Annotated in this window: 13 protein-coding genes; 7 read left to right on the plus strand and 6 right to left on the minus strand. The window is 54.1% G+C overall.

The features are described 5' to 3' along the window. Positions 1–122: 122 nt before the first annotated feature. The 4 genes from OOF89_RS20185 to OOF89_RS20200 form a co-directional block, all read right to left on the minus strand. On the minus strand, positions 123–2,327 hold the full coding sequence (locus OOF89_RS20185; protein WP_266082341.1) for an LUD domain-containing protein: 2,205 nt from the start codon (positions 2,325–2,327) through the stop codon (positions 123–125). Then, positions 2,328–2,837, minus strand: a complete 510-nt coding sequence (locus OOF89_RS20190; RefSeq protein WP_266082342.1) for an LUD domain-containing protein — start codon at positions 2,835–2,837, stop codon at positions 2,328–2,330. It lies immediately after the preceding gene. Between the two features lie 29 nt (positions 2,838–2,866). After that, positions 2,867–3,418, minus strand: coding sequence for a hypothetical protein (locus tag OOF89_RS20195; RefSeq protein WP_266082343.1), 552 nt, complete (start codon positions 3,416–3,418; stop codon positions 2,867–2,869). A 168-nt stretch (positions 3,419–3,586) separates the two neighbouring features. After that, the gene (locus OOF89_RS20200; protein WP_266082344.1) at positions 3,587–4,762 is read right to left on the minus strand and encodes a mandelate racemase family protein; all 1,176 of its coding nucleotides are present in this window, start codon (positions 4,760–4,762) and stop codon (positions 3,587–3,589) included. Between the two features lie 250 nt (positions 4,763–5,012). On the opposite strand from OOF89_RS20200, the gene OOF89_RS20205 reads away from it, so the two are divergent. From OOF89_RS20205 to OOF89_RS20215, 3 genes are all read left to right on the plus strand, one after another. Further along, positions 5,013–5,777, plus strand: coding sequence for an IclR family transcriptional regulator (locus OOF89_RS20205; RefSeq protein WP_266082345.1), 765 nt, complete (start codon positions 5,013–5,015; stop codon positions 5,775–5,777). Between the two features lie 322 nt (positions 5,778–6,099). Continuing rightward, positions 6,100–6,720 (plus strand): rod-determining factor RdfA, encoded by a 621-nt coding sequence (rdfA, locus tag OOF89_RS20210; RefSeq protein WP_266082346.1) that lies wholly within the window; start codon positions 6,100–6,102, stop codon positions 6,718–6,720. Between the two features lie 184 nt (positions 6,721–6,904). Further along, complete coding sequence (locus OOF89_RS20215; RefSeq protein WP_266082347.1) at positions 6,905–8,863, plus strand: archaea-specific SMC-related protein; 1,959 nt, start codon at positions 6,905–6,907, stop codon at positions 8,861–8,863. 758 nt (positions 8,864–9,621) lie between these two features. On the opposite strand, the gene OOF89_RS20220 is transcribed toward OOF89_RS20215, so the two are convergent. Together OOF89_RS20220 and OOF89_RS20225 are read right to left on the minus strand one after the other, a co-directional pair. Next, entirely contained in the window at positions 9,622–10,950 is a 1,329-nt protein-coding gene (locus OOF89_RS20220; RefSeq protein ID WP_266082348.1) for an amidohydrolase, read from the minus strand. Further along, positions 10,950–12,473 carry a sodium:solute symporter family protein gene (locus tag OOF89_RS20225; RefSeq protein ID WP_266082349.1) on the minus strand — a complete coding sequence of 508 codons (1,524 nt, stop codon included), beginning with the start codon at positions 12,471–12,473 and terminating at the stop codon, positions 10,950–10,952. Before OOF89_RS20225 ends, OOF89_RS20220 begins: the two co-directional genes overlap by 1 nt. Before the next feature lie 185 nt (positions 12,474–12,658). Here OOF89_RS20225 and OOF89_RS20230 point away from each other — a divergent pair, with 185 nt between their 5' ends. From OOF89_RS20230 to OOF89_RS20245, 4 genes are all read left to right on the plus strand, one after another. Next, entirely contained in the window at positions 12,659–13,909 is a 1,251-nt protein-coding gene (locus OOF89_RS20230; RefSeq protein WP_266082350.1) for a Zn-dependent hydrolase, read from the plus strand. A 350-nt stretch (positions 13,910–14,259) separates the two neighbouring features. After that, the gene (locus tag OOF89_RS20235; protein WP_266082352.1) at positions 14,260–15,075 is read left to right on the plus strand and encodes an IclR family transcriptional regulator; all 816 of its coding nucleotides are present in this window, start codon (positions 14,260–14,262) and stop codon (positions 15,073–15,075) included. Between the two features lie 325 nt (positions 15,076–15,400). Continuing rightward, entirely contained in the window at positions 15,401–16,171 is a 771-nt protein-coding gene (locus tag OOF89_RS20240) for an IclR family transcriptional regulator (RefSeq protein ID WP_266082354.1), read from the plus strand. A 344-nt stretch (positions 16,172–16,515) separates the two neighbouring features. Beyond that, positions 16,516–17,856, plus strand: coding sequence for an MmgE/PrpD family protein (locus tag OOF89_RS20245; RefSeq protein WP_266082355.1), 1,341 nt, complete (start codon positions 16,516–16,518; stop codon positions 17,854–17,856). Positions 17,857–17,985: the final 129 nt, after the last annotated feature.

Consider the following 17,985-nt stretch of genomic DNA (forward strand, 5'->3'; position numbering starts at 1 on the left):
AAGTACGGATAACACCCCTCTGTTCGAGCAGTATCGTTGCGACGGTTTTCGATACGATATTTCGACGTTTTGTAACGCCTTTATCCACGTCAACCCCGGAAATGACTGGGAAAAGGCAGGCGTCAGCGCCCGTCGGGTGCGAGTATTTCGACTGGGTGTTTCACATCGCTACTCAGGAGATCAGTGAGTTGCTCGCTGCACGAGGTTCCGGAGGCGACGATCGTCCGGTCGGTTGCATCGGAGAACTGGTCGCCGAGGGTCGAACCCACGTCCATACTCAGTTCGTAATATTCCGATTTGTAGCCAAAGCTGCCTGCCATCCCACAACATTCGACATCGGAGGTGATGACATCGTACCCGAGCCGTTCGAAGACAGCCTCGGTGTATGCATCGAGTCCTAACGTCCGTTGTTGGCAATGACTGTGGTAGGCGAGTCTCGAGTCGGCATTCGAGAGTGCGTCTGCCTCAGCACCGTTTTCCAAGAGCCCAAAGACGTATTCGAGAACCTCGTAGCTGTTTTCCGATAGCATATCGAACGCGCGAGCAGGGAGTAGTTTTTCGTAATCACGGCGGAACATAGCTAGGTCGCTCGGTTCGATGACGACGATGTCAGCACCCGCGTCGATATAACGTCGAAGCCGGTCTGTGACCTGTTTCGCCTTCGATTCGGCGGTGTCGATCATTCCCTGCGAGAGTGGTGCTCGTCCACTTCCGGGGACATCCGGAATGATAACCTCGACTCCCAGCGATTCGAGAACGTTGACGGCAGCTTTCCCGCGCTCTACGAGGACGTAGTTCGTATAAACGTCCGGGTAGAGTACGGCAGTTCGGTCGGTACTACGAACCTTGTTCCCACCCCGAGCCGCGAACCAGTCGACGAGTGACTCCCGCCTGAACGATGGGAGTTCGCGACGCTGGTCGATTCCCATGAGTCGGTCCATACCATCCCTGATGGGGGACGAATCGAGTATCCAATTCGAAACGGGCGCCGTTTTGCTCCCTACCTTGGCCATCGTTTCGAAGTTACCAAACGCTCGTTTTTGGAGGTCCAGCCTCGCTGGCTCCTCATCGGGAGTCAATCCTTCGACCAGAAAATCGAACTCGGAGCTGTCGTGGTCGTGATTGAGTCGGTCGCGAACGACCGTGTTGATCCACGGAATATCGATCTTCACCGGACAGGCGGTCACACAGCGCGAACATCCCGTACAGAGATCGTTGAACTCGTCCGCACTCTCGATACCGTTGACCCCCGTCTCCCAACCGGTGGCGATACCGCCGGTGTAGGTTTCCCCGCCGAAAGCATGGCCGCCAACGTGCTGGAAGTTCGCGCAGGAGTTTGCGCAGGCACCACACCGAATGCAGTACAACGTCTCCCGCAGCTGCTCGTCCTCCCGCATCGCCAACCGGCCGTTATCGATGAGGACGAGGTGGAACGAGCGGTCACCATCCGTTTCGAACGCCGGTGCTTCGGGATCCTCGAAATCAAGCGTGGGGGAATTGGTTGGCGGGCTGAACAGCGATACGTACTGTGAAATATCCTGCCCAGTGGCCGACCGTGCGATGAGTTCGATAAACGGTCCGAGGTCCGAAAGCGACGGGAGTATCTTCTCGACGCCGGTAACCGCGATATGGGTGTCAGGGGTCACCGCACATTTTCGTGCATTCCCCTCGTTGGTAACGAGCGTAATCGTCCCCGAATCCGCGAGCACGAAGTTTGCCCCAGTCATCCCGACATCGGCGGCCCGAATCCGGTCACCGAGATAATCGCGCGCGAATTCCGTGAGCTGTTCCGCCGTTTCGAACGGTTCGTCGGGATCGAAATATCGGTTGAAGAGGTCGGCGACATCGTCCGTCGTCCGATGTAGCGATGGCCCGACGAGGTGGGAGGGGGCTTCGTCTGCAACCTGCAGAACGAACTCGCCGAGATCCGTTTCCCAGACATCGACGTCGTTCGCTTCCAACGCCTCGTTCACCTCGATTTCCTCCGTCGTCATCGATTTGCTCTTCACGACGGTGTCTCCACCGGCTTCATCGACGACGTCTCCGATATAGGCGTTGGCATCCGCGGCGTCGTCAGCGATGTAGAGGGTGCCACCGTTTTCTTCGACGGAATCACGAAGCGTTTCCACGAGTTCGGGAAGCCGCTCGATAGCGTCCTCCTTGATCGCACGTGCTTCGGCACGAACGGCTTCGTAGTCGTCGAACTCTTCGACGGCATCGTATCGCTCTTCGTTGAAGTGAGTCGTGTTCTCGTGAACGCTCTCGCCTTCGGTCTCCAGCAGATGGCGGATTTTGGCAGCCTTCCGACGACGGGTATCGCTGCTCATCTATCGATCCTCCACGATGATAACACGCACATCGGCTGGCCCGTGAACCCCTTCGACGAGCGCGCCCATATCACCGGTCGCGCTGACGCCAGTCGCAAAGACGGCGGAGCGTCGACCGTCGGTGAATTCGCCATCCAACCATTCGAGCGCGTCGCGAACATCCGGAACGATGTCCCCTTCACGAACCACGGCGACGTGACGGGGTGGATAGAGGCTGACCGGTTCGGTACCGGTGGGGGAGGACTGTAACAGTAGACTTCCGTGTGCTGCAACACCAAGTGCAGCGGGAGTAATGCCGGTTTTCGCATCTACGAGTTGCTGCGATGATGGAGAAAGCGTTGCGTCCGTTTCTTCGAGCGAAATACCTTCGATGCCTAATGGAACGCCCACGGCAGGCAGTTCGATATACTCAGTGAGCGCTTCGATAAATCCGTCCGGGGTCGTACTCATACATGGAACATCGAGAGTCCCTAACGACGACTCGAATGCCGCGACCACGTTTGTTGCCATAGATTCACACAGTGAACGGAACGTGATAATCATTTCTTGTCGTATTGAGAGATGTTCACATCGTTTATATCATCAAATGTACCGTTCGTGAAGGAGATGGATACGGGATCCTGGCCCACGCGCAGATCGTCTCGGGTACGGGCGGCTTCGACGAGCGGTTCGGAGACCGAGAGATAGCGAAGGTGGCTCGTGTCTTTCGCTCGAATCACACGCGCTTGCTCGGGAGGGGTGACACCGGTCGTCGAGAGACAGGCAAGTAGCCCCGCGGCGTCGTTTTCGACGGCCGCGGGTATTCGCATCGAACGTGGAGATGTCGCAGTGAGCATGTTGATACACGTCTTTCCGGAATCGATGGCTGCCAAGACATCAGCGTGGATGAAATCGGCGGATCCGACACTGACGGCGACGGTTCCACCTCGAGGCACCGAGGACAGGTCGAGCGTCTCCACCGCAGCAATCGAGTGATCCCGAACGTCAGTATCGGGAATCGGCGACGTATTCCAGCACTGCTCGATGACTCCCATTTTCGGAAACGACTGGTCAGTACATGCATCACGAACCGTCGTCTCCGAGATAACCATGTCATTCGTGGACTCACGGACTATACCATACCCCATTTCGATCGGTTACTCAAATGTAGGGGGTCGGACTCCGATTCAAACCATGATACGGGAACAATTTCACCGACAGCACTACTACGAAAACCCCAAAGCGTGCCTCCGTGTGCCAGATAACGGTTCGACGGGATATTACTCGTAGATGTGGACGCTTCCGGTCGTATTTGACTCGATATAGTCCCAATCGTACTCGACACCGAGACCCGGTTCGTTCGGTACCGGAACCGTCCCGTCGCTATCGATTGCGTCGATCATATCCGAGTAGCCTCCTACATAGACAGGAGGTTGCGTGTTTTGACATTTCGGGTGGACCAACGCGAGTTCGTAGTAGTTCGAATTCCGTGTCGCCGCGATACAGTGCCGTTGAGCGGGTCCGGGTGCGTGAAATTCGACGTCGAGCCCAAACCCTTCCGCCACCCTTGCACGTTTCATTGCGCCCGTAATACCGCCGTCGTACTCGGGGTCTGCACGCACGAAATCGGTTGCTTCGTTCGCGACGAAGTCAGTGGCCATTTCGAGACCACGGACGTGTTCGGTTTGCAGGATCGGGGTGTCAAGCGACTGTCGAAGCTTTCGATGTGCATGTTGGGAGATCCCGCCATCGCGGAACGGATCTTCGTACCAGAAGAAGCCTTCTTCGTCGAGTGCACGTCCTAATTTGAGCGCGTCGCCGAAGGTTTCCAGCTCACAGGCCGGATCGTGCATCAGGTCCATCTCATCCCCGACGCGCTCTCCGACTGCGTGCACGGCCGCGATTTCGCGGTCGAGGTCCCGGGCGGTATCGCCTCCTCCCCACCCATGGATCTTGTATCCGGGGAACCCTCGCTCACGGCACTCTTCGGCGAAATCAGCGAATGCTGCCGGCGAATCGAGTCCACCATTCTCGTCACCGTGATATGTGGATGCGTACGATGGTATCCGCTCCCGGTACGTTCCGAGCAGTTCGTGAATCGGTGCGTCGTGATATTTACCTGCAAAATCCCACAGCGCGATGTCGAGCGGACCGATTCCCATTCGATCGTATTTTCTGAGCGCACGCTTGACCTCGCTCCAATGTTTCTCGCGTTTCAGCGGATTCTTACCGACGAGATAATCGGCGACGGTGTTGTACTGGGCCGCTCCCGGAGAGTTACCTCCCACATACTCCCCAGTGATTCCGGTATCGGTGTGAACCTTGATCGCGAACAACTTTCGTTCGGTCGTCGCTCCCGGTTCGTAAACGAGGTTGAAACCGTGCGTATCGGTGCCAACATCCTCCAACGGGTACGTGAATTCCGTACTCTCTATTTTCGTTATTTCTGGTGCCACAGTAATGAATTCCGATGGGACGGTATAAATTTTTCCGGATGTGATTACTCCCGATTATGATCGAAATACGATCAACGTGGGATTTCGATACGGAAATTTCATCGAGCGCTGATCACGACGATAGGATGGTAAAAATATCGTCACTTCTACCGGCAGTGTTTCATACAACTGATTGGTAGCCATCGTTTGCTACCTAACTTGTTCTCTATATCAGAATAAAACTTTAGTACCTGCCGTTGGTGGTAAAATCATGGAAAAGGTAGCGAAACACCCGGTCCAAACGACCGAAAAAACGCTCCGACTAGTCGAAGCGCTCAAAAACAACGGGAGCTGTGGGATCACCGAATTGGCGGATCGGTTGAAGATGGGAAAAAGCGCAGTTCACAATCATCTGGCGACGCTCGAACAACACGGGTACGTGGTCAGCGAGGATGGGAACTATCGATTGGGACTGAAATTCTTGGATATCGGTGGCTACACCCGTAGTCAGATGGACTTATACGAGACCGCAGAATCGGAAGTAAAGCAGCTCGCAATGGAGACGGGCGAACGGGCGAACTTATTGACTGAGGAGCATGGTATGGGAATCTACCTCTATCGTGCGAATGGAAACCAGGCCGTTGATTTGGACACGTACACCGGTGTTCGTACCTACCTTCACACCAGTGCGCTCGGAAAGGCCATCCTCGCAACAATGCCCGAAGAGCGTACCGAAGCGATTCTCGATCGGCACGGACTGCCGGCGACGACACCAGGGTGTGTAACCGATCGCAACGAATTATATGACGAACTAGAAACGATTCGCGAGGACGGGTTCGCGGTCGATGACGAGGAACGGATGGAGGGTCTCCGCTGTATTGCGATGCCCATCACCTCGACAGAGGGGAACTCGTTAGGGGCTATCAGCATTTCAGCTCCGTCCAGCCGCATGAAAGGGACCCGGTTTCACGAAACAATCCCGGAATTGTTGAGCGGTGCCGTGAATGTGATCGAGCTCAACCTCAACTATTCCTAACCGATCGTTCTCTATTTAACTTGAAATAATTCCGTCGTTTTAGACATCGAGTGTCCATTTTTGCTGCGGATGGTAATATATTCGTTTGCGATATCCGTTCTTTATTTCACAGCCTCACATGATCCGCCTTCGGCACCCCGATCGACCGGTTTCGCGCGAAATCGATCGATACATGAGAGTCATGGACACTCGATCATCCGCTACGATGATTCTATTCGAGAAGAACCACCACTTTTATACTAATTACAGACCTACAGCCGTAATGGACATCGTCCAATCGACAGATAAATGCGGGCTAACGACCGAGTAAAAGTGATACGATATGTCTAAAAATGATTCACGAAAGAAAACGAGCAAAGTCGAGCGAGTGATTCGGACGTACGAGCTAAACGACATGGGTGAGACGCTCGAAGCGTACTGGACCGGAGAGGCCGAAGAGCAGTACAGTCTTCGTGACCTCGCCGACTTTTTCAACCAGGAAGTACTGGCCGCCGAATTAGACCGAAATAATGCCTCCCCACTGGAGGGGGAAGTCGAAAACACCTACCGACTCCTCACCGATGAAACGGTTAGTAGCGGGGTCAAAACGGAAACTGAAAATTCGCTCGCTCGTAACGGAATCGATGTGGAAAATCTCAGGAAGGATTTCGTATCTCACCAGGCTATTTATACGTATCTCACCAAGTATCGAGACGTCTCACACGAACCGAAGGAGGACGATCCCCAGACACAGATCGAAAAGGGGGCCGATACCGTTCGACGTCTTCAAAACCGGACGGTCGCAGTCGCAGAAACGACGCTCACCAATCTTCGGGATACGGATCGAATCGAGTTGGCGGACTTCGATGTGATCAACGACGTCCGCGTTGTGTGTAATGAATGTGGGCAATCATACTCGGTAGACGACCTCCTCGAAATGGGTGGTTGTGACTGCATGACGTAATTTAAAAATGACCTACCCGGACTCGATGACCGATGTAGTGTAGTTGGATTCGATGTTTACATTCTATTGATGTAGTATTTAATACCTTACTTATGTTTGTCTGGTCGATTGTTGCGGTAAAGCCCTTATAATCGAGTGCATAGTAAAGGGTTTGATTTATAAGCTCCAAGTCAAAAGGGACTGTATGGAATCTGCTCAACGGAATCGACTCCCAGTCGAGCTATCGGTAAATAACATCGGTGGAATCGATCGAACGGACGTGTCATTCTCCCCGGGTGTAACGGTTCTCACCGGTCGAAACGCGACCAACCGAACCTCGTTTCTCCAGGCTATCATGGCCGCACTCGGCAGCGAACGGGCTTCGCTCAAAGGTGATGCCGACGAGGGTTCGGTCGAACTCACCATCGGTGACGAGACCTATACACGAACCCTTTCCAGGCAAAACGGAACCGTCGTGACGAGCGGTGAGCCATATCTCGACGATCCCGAGATTGCCGATCTCTTCGCATTCCTGCTCGAATCGAATGAAGCACGACGTGCAGTCGCTCGCGGAGACGATCTTCGGGATCTGATCATGCGTCCCGTCGATACCGATGCGATTCAGGCGGACATCGAGCAACTCACTACTGAAAAACGCCAGATCGATAGCGAGTTAGAGGAACTCGAATCTCTCGGCAAACAGCTCCCCGAACTCGAAGAAAAGCGAACCCGTCTGGAAGGGGAAATAGAGGAAAAACGAGCAGCGCTGGAGACGAAGGAAACTGAACTCGAAGATGCTGATTCCGATGTCAGTGAAACCCGAAAGGAGAAACAAGAGCTCAATGAAAAGTTAGAAGAGCTGCGGGAGACCCGATCACATCTCGAGAATATTCGGTTCAAGATCGAAACTGAAGAGGATAGTATCGAAGCCTTAGAGGGCGAACTCGACGAACTCGAAAGTGAGCAGGCGAACCTTCCGGATGTTTCGACTGACCCAGCCACTGACTTCGAACAGCGGTTTCAGACCCTGCGTGAGCGGAAGCGACAACTCGATTCGACCGTAAGCGAACTCCAAACGATCGTCCAGTTCAACGAAGAGATGCTCGAGGGCACCAGCCCTGATATTCGCGCAGCGCTCCAATCGACGGCGGAATCGGGATCGGATGGGTCGCTCACGGATCAACTCGTCGCCGATGCGGAAACGGTCGTTTGCTGGACGTGCGGAACCGAAGTCGAGAAGCAGAAAATCGAATCGACGCTCGAACAGCTTCGATCCCTTCGGCAAGACAAGCTCGACGAACGGAGCGAGCTCAATGCCGAGATGAAGGAACTCGAAGAAGAGAAGTCCGAACTCGAAGCCAAGCGAGAGGAACGTCAGCGTGTCGAACGCCGTCTTCAGCAACTCGAAACGGAACTTGACGATCGAAGCGCGAAACTCGATGACCTTCGTGATGAACGTGCGGCAGTAACCGACGACATCGACTCCCTCGAACAGGAAGTAGAGGAACTCGAACAGGAAGACTACAGCGAGGTGCTCGATCTCCACCGCGAAGCGAATCAACTCGAGTTCGAGTTGGAACGGCTCGAAACCGATCTCGACGACGTCAACACCAAAATCTCGAACATCGAAGACAAACTGGTCGAACAAGAACAACTCGAAGAGCAACGAGCTGAGATTCAAAGTGAACTGACCGACCTCCGGACTCGGATCGACCAAATCGAGGCCAACGCAGTCGATCAGTTCAACGACCACATGGCGAGTATGCTGGAGTTGCTTGATTATGCGAACCTCGATCGAATCTGGATCGAGCGCACGGAACAGCAGGTTCGGGAAGGACGGCGCAAAGTTTCGAAAAGTGTGTTCAACCTCCATGTGATTCGTACGACCGACTCGGAGTCGACGTACGAGGATACGATCGACCACCTCAGCGAGAGCGAGCGAGAAGTCACTGGACTCGTGTTCGCACTCGCAGGCTATCTCGTTCACGACGTCTACGATCGTGTGCCGTTTATCCTCTTGGACTCGCTCGAAGCGATCGATTCGGATCGGATTGCGACGCTCGTTGACTACTTTAGCGAGTACGCGGGCTACCTCGTCGCTGCCCTGCTGCCCGAGGACGCGGCGGCGCTGGACAGCGAGTACGAACGTGTGACCGAAATCTAATTCCTCCTCATTCGCCATTCCGGAATTGATTTCATGGTATGAACTCGATCTAATCGGGGGTTGGATACCGTCATAGCTGTTATTTTGCGGAACTAAGCAACCCGGGCTTCATGCGATACTGGCTCACCCCTGTTTTAACCTACAAATGTGACATTGTATTCGTCGTTTGATAACGAGTTTTCTTGTCTTCGAAACTCGTAAAACTGGTCTTATTAATGGTTTTCGCTGCGATCGGTTCTTTCGCGAGGGTCCTATTTTGAACAGCGCGTTCCAATCTGTGGCGTCATTGGGGATCTTTTTCGCCTGAGCCTTGGCAACGAGTCCATCGTTCGTAGCCTCCTCAGCACGATTGATGTCCGTAGCGCCTGTTCGAGTGGCTTCTGCTTGTACGACACGTCACACACGAAAGTCCTGTTCATTATGTGTAACTACAGCGTTTCACCGTCCTGCTTTTGGAATTCATCAGAACGAATATTGGCTGCAAATCGGAGTGTTCGAGTTTGATCTTTCCGCCATTAGCGTCGCACCTTTTAGCATACAATTTCTCCTGCTTGGATATTGTAGTGTTGGTTAATTCATCGGGCCGTAATCCCCTATCCAGAACGAGTTCCAATCGTCCGCTGTTAGAGTTTTGTTCCCTTCAAAATCGTTGGATTGTCGTCGAGATGGCATGGGTTTGATACCGTGGCAGATACCAAATAGTGGTGATCCTACGGTCGAAAAACCCGGAAAAGATTGTGGAGCAATTCGGCCGCTAATTATCGGGTACCCACCGTTTCGACCGTTTCTATGAGGACATCGACGGCGATTTGAATCGACGTTTCGTCGATATCAAAATACGGCGTGTGATGTCCATCCGGATGGTCGCTTCCGATTCCAATGTATGTCGCCTTTCCACCCTGCTCCTGAACACGTTTGATGAGATACGATGCATCTTCGCTTGCACCGAACTGTTCGCGTGTCGAGACAGCTGTCACTCCATCGACCATCGCTGCAGAATCGGATACGGAAGCCACCATTTCTTCGTCGGATTCGAAGGTCGTTGTCTTTCCGTATGTCTCGATATCATAGCTCACTCCGTGCATTTCTGCTGAGTGAGTTACGATTCGATTCGATTTTTCCATCATGTATTCGTTGATCTCGGTCGTCTCACCACGAACTTCGATCATCATCTCGGCGTGGTCGGAAATGACGTTCTGTCCGTTTGGGGATGAAACCTTTCCGACGTTTACCCGAGACGCTCCGGCGCTGTGTCGAGGAATGGCATAGAGGTTTTGAATAGCGGTTGTCGCCGCTTGCAATGCGTTTGCTCCTGTTTGCGGTGCATTCCCGGCGTGTGCGGATTGACCGGTAAATCGAACGAGGAATTTGCAGTTGCAAAGCGGGCGGTCGTATCCGGCAATCACTTTCCCGGTTTCATTGCCGAGACCGAGATGTAACGCGGCGAAATAGTCGACACCGTCCACGTGGCCGCTCCTGCTCATCGGAATCGCACCACGACCGCCTTCCTCCGCAGGTTGGAAGAAAAGCTTGAGGGTTCCATCGAAATCAGACGCATCTAACTGACGCGCGAGGCCGATACCAATGGCTGTGTGGCCGTCGTGCCCGCACGCGTGCATCTCCTCTGGATGGCGACTGACGAATCCATCCCGGAACGGTTTATGGGACTCATCGCGTGCTTCCACTCGTTCGAGCGCATCCATGTCGATACGGATGCCTACCACCGGTCCGGTGCCGTCTCCGTAGGTTCGCTCTGCGACAAGTCCAGTAACGTCGCCCATTCGCTTCAACAGCCCTTCGGGGACCCCTTCTTTGTACGCACGGTGGCGTGCGGCTGTGATCGCACGGTCATCCGGAACGCCGAGTCGTTCGTCCACTGCAACCGCTGCATCACCGAGGTGTATGGTGAAACCCTGGCGATCGAGTTCCGTCGCGGCGAGTGCGGTCGTTCGGAACTCTTTCCATCCCGCTTCCGGATGTGCGTGTAGATCTCGCCGAATCTCGACGAGCGATGCCGACCCGTTCCATATCGATTCGTTACGTTCTACCTTCGTATCCTCGTGAACGTTTTCGTCGTAATCGGTCATCAGTCTGAATCCGAGACTACACCGTCATTCGACGGCCGTTCGTTCATTGCCTGTTGGGTCTTCTTCTTCAAGTCGTCGAGGTTGTGCTTCTCCGCAGCTGCCAACACTCTGTCGTACTCGGGCTCCTGCATGAGCGAAATCCCGAAGAACAGGGCGATTGACAGTGGGAGTCCCACGAAGATTGGATGTAACCCCATGAACTCGGCAGTGTCCGAAAACCATCCTGCCCACCACCATGCGACGGTGAGGCCAGCACCGAGGGCGATGCTCCAGAAGGCGGCGTCGGACGTCCCACGTGGCCAGTAAAACGCGGCGAGCCAGGGGACGAGAACACCGCCGGTCAGTGCGACCGCACCGAAGACGATGAGGTCGATGATTCCAGGGACGACGAGTGCAAGCGCGAGCGAGAAGACCATCAATCCGAGGACGGCAACCCGCGACGCTTGTTGCTGCTTTTCGCTGTCAGCCTCCGGGTTCATATATCGAATATAGATATCCTCGACGAAGTTCGATGCACCCGAGAGCAGGAAGCTATCACCACTGCTCATGACTGCAGCCGCGAGTGCCGCAAGGAGAACGCCAGCGAGCCACGTCGGCAGGATATCGACAGCCATCGTCGGCATCAAGAGTTGTGAGTCCGCAATCGAGGGGTACATCACGATACCCATTGCACCGACGATCAGTGGAACTGGTATGTAAGCGAATCCGATGATACCGTTGAGTGTCGTACCAATGAACCCGTCTCGAGGGCTGCGAGCTGACATCACTCGTTGGAGATATCCCTGTCGGACGAGCATACTCGGAACGAGCGTTACAACGTATCCTGCGATGAGCGTCCATTTCATCGCGAAGAGGTCGAATGCCTGTGGTGCACGTTGGGTCACTTCGGAAGTCATAGCCGAGACACCACCAAACTCGAAGATACCGAGTATCGCCAGCACCCACAGCCCGACGAAGAGAATGATTCCCTGAACGAAGTCGGTCCACATGACGGCGGCCATTCCACCGAGGATGGTGTACGCAGTGATGACGATCGCGCCAAGGATGGCTGCCTGCTCGATAGTGATGATATCACCGAGGAGGAAGCTGATGATAGTTCCTGCCGCCAACCACTGTGCTCCAAGCGTACTTACGAACCGGAGGATATAGAACGGTAACGCGATGAACCGCGTCTTTCCGTCGTAGCGATCCTCCAGCATCGCAGGAATCGTAATATTCGACGTCTTTGGGAGTTTATGTCCGAGGAGGGCCGCCACGACGAAGAAACTCGCAAGTGAAATGCCAAAACTCCAGAACGCCGTGATACTCTGCCCGTCATATGTCGATGCCGACAATCCGATAGTTCCGCCCGCACCGATCGCAGTTGCGAAGAACGACAACGCAACCAGATACCATGGTGCGCCCTTCCCCGCGAGGAAGAAATCTTCGAGGTCTTGCATCCCTTTCTTGTGGAAGTATATGCCGATGCCTAACATCACGATGATGTATGCAACGACAATACCTGCTATGTATGACCGTAGCATTCCTACAGACACGGTTTCACCATCACTATTTATACTTTTCTTTCCACCCAACAGCATGAAAATCACCCAACAATAGTAAACGATCTATTGTCTGCTTTAAAATTCCAATTATTCAATATATACTAAACCGACCTATCCGAGCGACATGGGAAAGACACAAATACACACCCTTTGTCGCTCGGACTATGCAGATCGATGCAGAACGCCTCCAGCGTGACCTGGAGACGAACGCACAGTTCGGATCGGTTGATGTCGATGACGGACATGCACGAACAGTGTTGACGGGTACTGAAGCAGACAAACGTGCTCGGGAATATTTCGTACGCCGACTTCGTGAGGCGGAGATGGACGTTCGTATCGACGGAGTGGGAAATATCGTCGGTCGATGGGTCCCAGAAACCGCGAATCCCGATTCGAAAGCCGTCGCCACCGGTAGCCACCTCGACTCCGTTCCTGAAGGTGGTATCTTCGATGGCCCCTTAGGTGTGTATGCCGGTCTCGAGGCGGTTCGGACGATGCAGGATGCAAACCTTGCCGTCCGTCGTCCGATGGAAGTGGTTTGTTTCACCGAAGAAGAAGGGCAACGCTTTGGTGTCGGTGCATTGGGATCAGCCGTCGCGGCAGAGTCGCTCTCTATCGAAGATGCACACACACTGACTGACGACCAGGGAACGACGCTCGAAACCGCACTCGATTCCATCGGATTTCTCGGTGAGGGTCGAATTCATCCGGAAGAGTGGGACTCATGGCTGGAACTTCACATTGAGCAGGATACGCGACTCGAAGCCGAGAACACCTCTGTCGGGGTCGTAACGGCGATTACGGGTATCGCGCGCTGTACCGTTAGTGTTACCGGAGAGGCAAACCACGCAGGCACGACGCTGATGACCGACCGAACCGATGCACTTGCAGCAGCGAGTACCGTCGTCAACGAGATAGAGACCGCGGCAATTCAACTCAACGAGCAAGACGCACCAACGGCCGTCGCGACGGTTGGATCGTTCGAGGTATCGCCAGGTGCACCGAACGTCGTCCCCGGACGAGTCGATTTTACTGTGGACGTCAGGGACATCTCTCATAAGACGATGCTAGATCTGATAGATCGCGTCCAGGCTAGTCTAGAAACCGTGGAAGCGGAACGTGGCGTCGAAACGTCGTTTTCATTGCCTCGACATCGGAAACCGAGAGAGATGAGTCAACGGTGCCGTCGAGCGGTTCACGAGACCGCAACTGAAGCCGATATTTCTGCAACCGACCTCCATTCCGGCGCGGCTCACGACACGATGCGGTTAGAGCCGTTCACTGACGTTGGGTTACTGTTCGCACCTTCCACGGACGGAATCTCGCATAATCCACTCGAATGGACGGATTGGGAAGATTGTGCCAACTGTACCGAAGTACTCGCAAACTCCCTCTTCTACCTCTCGGACGAATAGTACCCCCTCAGTATCCGGTGTCTCTCGTTATACTATCTCCCCAGTACCTGCGTCAGTAACCGGTTTTGTATTATCCACCTCGAAAACGGCTAACACGCTTACTTACACCGAAACTTCGTAGATATCGCTCACGAACTCGCGATCGATGTGATTCCGGTATTCTATGTATGGGAAACAACTCGAATTATATCATCTTATCGCTGTAGAGTCTCGTTATCGGCCAATTCGATCACACAATGGTAATAATGTGGATCTATTTTGCCACATGAGGGCCCAACAGTACCTATTTTGAATTTAGTGAATTCCATGGTATGGAAACAACTATGCATTCAGCGAATCTGGATGCGTGTATGACGCACCAACCCGACGACAACCGATCGACACAAAGCCTCAAGACGGTAACGACGACACTCGATGTAATCGATGCACTCGAAACTCTCGGCGGTGCGGGTGTCACGGAATTGGCAGACCATCTCGATATTTCCAAGAGTGCGGTCTATAAGCATCTCTATACGCTGAAGGAACGAAAATACGTCGTGAAAGACGGTAACGAATATCGACTCAGTCTTCAATTTCTCCTGTTGGGGGAACATGTTCGAAACCAAAGTCCTCTCTTTCGAATCGGTAAGCCGGAAATCGAGAAGTTGGCGGACGAGACAGGAGAGTACGCACATCTGACGACGGAACAACACGGTCTCGGGATCAATCTCTGTAAGATCCGTGGTGAACATGCTGTCGGAACCGACTACCAAATCGCGAAAAAGCAACGTGCAAACTACCTTCACTCGATGGCAACAGGGAAGGCTATTCTTGCGTCGCTTCCAAAAGAGCGAGTGGAATGGGTCGTCGACCGATATGGACTTCCTGAGATGACCGATTCGACGCTCACTGATCGAGAAACATTGTTCGAGTCACTCGACAAGATTCGAGAGCGGGGGTACGCAGTTAATAACGGAGAGGAGGTCGAGGGCCTTCGTGCCGTCGGAGCACCAATCCACGATCGGAATGGGTCTGTTCTTGGTGCGCTGAGCGTATCGGCACCGGAAACACGACTAAGTGGCGACCAATTTCACAAACACATTCCCGAACTGGTGACGCGGACAGCGAACGTTATCGAAGTGAACCTAAATATGGTCGAACGTTCCTCCGGTACTGGTCCGTTCTAACTGGAATTACAATACTACAGTTGTAATTAGTCCCCATGCGTTTCTCGGTTATTCGCTTCAGGAAAATTTGACGGTTGCTTGTGCCGTGCGGTTCTGTCGCCTCCATGCTGATCTGAATACCGGCTTTTGAGTAGCAAGATGGGGAAGTAACATTCCCCGCTTTACTCCGGTCCCCGAAACGAGCACCCTGATAAGCGAAGGTGGTGCATGTACTCGCGACTGCAGTTTTATCGACATCGGCGGCATGGACCAATCGGTTACTCGTCGAATTTCGTTCGAACATACGAAACATTAAATGCGATTGAGTTGGATGGTAGTAATAGGCATGCAAACCGGAGACACACCGACCGATCCAGTTTCTACGGTGAATACGGCGTTCGAAATACTCGAAGTTCTGCACGAGCGGGAGGGAGCATCGTTGACGACGCTCGCCGACGAACTCGACTTGGCAAAGAGTACCGTTCACCGTCACCTTCAGACGCTTCACCATCGGAAATACGTCGTCTGTGAAAAGAACCGGTATCACCTGAGTCTTCGATTTCTCGAGTTCGGAGAACATGGTCAAACCCGTAAGAAAGGGTATTCCATGGCCGAAGAGAAAGTAAGGGAGTTGGCAGAGAAGACGGGTGAACGCGCCCAGTTTCTGGTCGAAGAACACGGCGAGACGGTGTACGTCCATCGCGAGACGGGAAGCAACGCCGTACTGACGGATCCTGGAATCGGAAAGCGTATTCCGCTACACATGACTTCGGCCGGTAAAGCGATCCTTGCACATCTGCCGAAAGAGCGGGTAGAGCGAATCTTCGATCGATACGGATTGGTGTCCGCGACGGAGTACACGGAAACCGATCCGGAGGTACTGTTCGAGGAGTTCGAACGTATTCGGGAACGAGGATACAGCATCAATAGACAGGAGAACGTGAAAGGACTTCACGCCCTCGGAACGGTCATCAGGGACGGAAACGGTACCATTCTGGGTGCGATCAGCGTTTCCGGTCCGGGGAACCGTTTGAAAGGACCATTTTTCGAAGAGGAACTCCCGAACCTGTTACTCGGAACCGCGAACGAACTCGAACTCAACATCGCTCACGCGTAATCCCCGTCTTTCCTCCTTTGACATTACAGAACTATCGCTGTAACGTGAATCGTGGAACGATGGACTCGAGAGGACACGGAGCGAAACGCGACGGATTCGAATAGTTCGAATACTGCTCTTCGAACCAGTTTCGAAATGCTCTTCATCGGCCGTTCAAGACGACGTGAATCCGATGTTCGAGTATTCCGAACATCACCGCGATTTTATCGTCGAACGTGACCGGAGTATCGTGGAAGAACGTATCGAATGGGTCGGGTACGGAACGGCAGGTCATCAGTTGGGACGACTGACGATCGACTTTCGACTGCCAAACGTTTATAGGATGATGACGGACAGTAGTTACCATGCAATCGGTGTTAGCGGAGACGTGTCTCGGTGAATTCATCGCAGGATTGTCGTACGACGATATTCCGCAGGAGAGTATCGCAACGATTACGCGAGCGTTCATCGACACGATCGGTGTGACGCTGGCAGGGTCGGCCGAAGGTGCCGGGAAGGTGACGACTGAGGCTGCCGGAATCGATCCGGCGAACGCCGACGCGGCGACATTGCTCGGCATCGAATCGGACGCTTCCCCTGATTCCGTGGCCTTGCGTGTCGGAACGGCTAGTCATGCACTCGACTACGATGATCTCTCATGGTCGATGAGCGGGCATCCGAGCGTAACGCTCGTTCCCGCCCTGCTTGCGCTCGCTGATGAAACCGACGCGAGCGGACGTGACCTCGTTACGGCGTACGCAGCCGGCTTCGAAGCAGAGTGTGCCATTGCTCAACCAATTTCCCCCGACCATTATGAGGCTGGCTGGCACGCGACGGCTACGTTCGGCACGTTCGGCGCGGCCGCCGCGACGGCCAATTTGCTCGACCTGGACGAACCGGAAGTCGAACACGCGCTCAATATCGCCGCCTCGATGCCGTCGGGGCTCAAACGGAACTTCGGATCCATGACCAAGCCACTTCATGCCGGCCACTGTTCACGGTCGGGAATCACTGCGAGTCGTCTCGCTTCAAACGGACTCACCGCCGACGAAGCGGCGATAAGCGGTGAACGGGGGTTCTGGGATCTGTATAGCTCGGCGGACTGGAATCGGTTCTCGGTCGGCGATCGCTGGGCGCTACGGTCGGAAGGGATTCACATCAAGGCATACCCTTGCTGTTATTTTACGCACACCTCCATTGCGGCGGCACAGACGCTTCTTGACGGCGGAATCGACCCTGCCACCGTCGAACACGTAACCGTTTCAGCATCGGCGGGTGCTGGCGACGCGCTCCATCACGCGGACCCTGACACCGGTCTCGAAGCGAAGTTCTCGATGGAGTACGCGGTCGCGAGCGCCATCGTTCGGGATAGCATCGACCTAACAACGTTCCGGGACGACGCTCTCGATGACTCGCGCGTGCAGCAAATGCGTGAACGGGTCGAATTCGTCGTTGACGAGGATCTAGCGTACGATTCCCACGAGGCAACTGTGCGTATCGCTACCGCCAACGATACGTATGAACGAACCCGGGAGAATCCACCGGGAGTCCACGACGATCCCTTGACCGATGACGAACTTCGAGCCAAGTTCGAGGAGTGTGCCGGAACGATCATCTCGGACGCGGAAACCGAACGATTGTACGACGTCCTCTCGTCGCTCCCCACACGAACGGATGTCGCGTCGACGATCGCCAGGGACAGCTGAATCGTGCTGAAAACGCGCATCCGATAGGCAGATCACACAGCAACCCCGCGTCGGTTTTATAGTTCCTCGAACGTTCTCCGTGTCTACAACCGATACTTACTCGCACTGCATGAAATGTCGCACTGATCA

Source organism: Haladaptatus caseinilyticus, assembly GCF_026248685.1.
Classification (GTDB): Archaea; Halobacteriota; Halobacteria; order Halobacteriales; family Haladaptataceae; genus Haladaptatus; species Haladaptatus caseinilyticus.

What these genes read in the sequence shown, in the direction of transcription:
- OOF89_RS20185 (WP_266082341.1), bottom strand. Translation starts at nt 2,327, where the DNA reads ATGAGCAGCGATACCCGTCGTCGGAAGGCTGCCAAAATCCGCCATCTG.
- OOF89_RS20190 (WP_266082342.1), bottom strand. Translation starts at nt 2,837, where the DNA reads ATGGCAACAAACGTGGTCGCGGCATTCGAGTCGTCGTTAGGGACTCTC.
- OOF89_RS20195 (WP_266082343.1), bottom strand. Translation starts at nt 3,418, where the DNA reads ATGGTTATCTCGGAGACGACGGTTCGTGATGCATGTACTGACCAGTCG.
- OOF89_RS20205 (WP_266082345.1), top strand. Translation starts at nt 5,013, where the DNA reads ATGGAAAAGGTAGCGAAACACCCGGTCCAAACGACCGAAAAAACGCTC.
- rdfA (WP_266082346.1), top strand. Translation starts at nt 6,100, where the DNA reads ATGTCTAAAAATGATTCACGAAAGAAAACGAGCAAAGTCGAGCGAGTG.
- OOF89_RS20215 (WP_266082347.1), top strand. Translation starts at nt 6,905, where the DNA reads ATGGAATCTGCTCAACGGAATCGACTCCCAGTCGAGCTATCGGTAAAT.
- OOF89_RS20220 (WP_266082348.1), bottom strand. Translation starts at nt 10,950, where the DNA reads ATGACCGATTACGACGAAAACGTTCACGAGGATACGAAGGTAGAACGT.
- OOF89_RS20225 (WP_266082349.1), bottom strand. Translation starts at nt 12,473, where the DNA reads ATGCTACGGTCATACATAGCAGGTATTGTCGTTGCATACATCATCGTG.
- OOF89_RS20230 (WP_266082350.1), top strand. Translation starts at nt 12,659, where the DNA reads ATGCAGATCGATGCAGAACGCCTCCAGCGTGACCTGGAGACGAACGCA.
- OOF89_RS20235 (WP_266082352.1), top strand. Translation starts at nt 14,260, where the DNA reads ATGACGCACCAACCCGACGACAACCGATCGACACAAAGCCTCAAGACG.
- OOF89_RS20240 (WP_266082354.1), top strand. Translation starts at nt 15,401, where the DNA reads ATGCAAACCGGAGACACACCGACCGATCCAGTTTCTACGGTGAATACG.
- OOF89_RS20245 (WP_266082355.1), top strand. Translation starts at nt 16,516, where the DNA reads ATGCAATCGGTGTTAGCGGAGACGTGTCTCGGTGAATTCATCGCAGGA.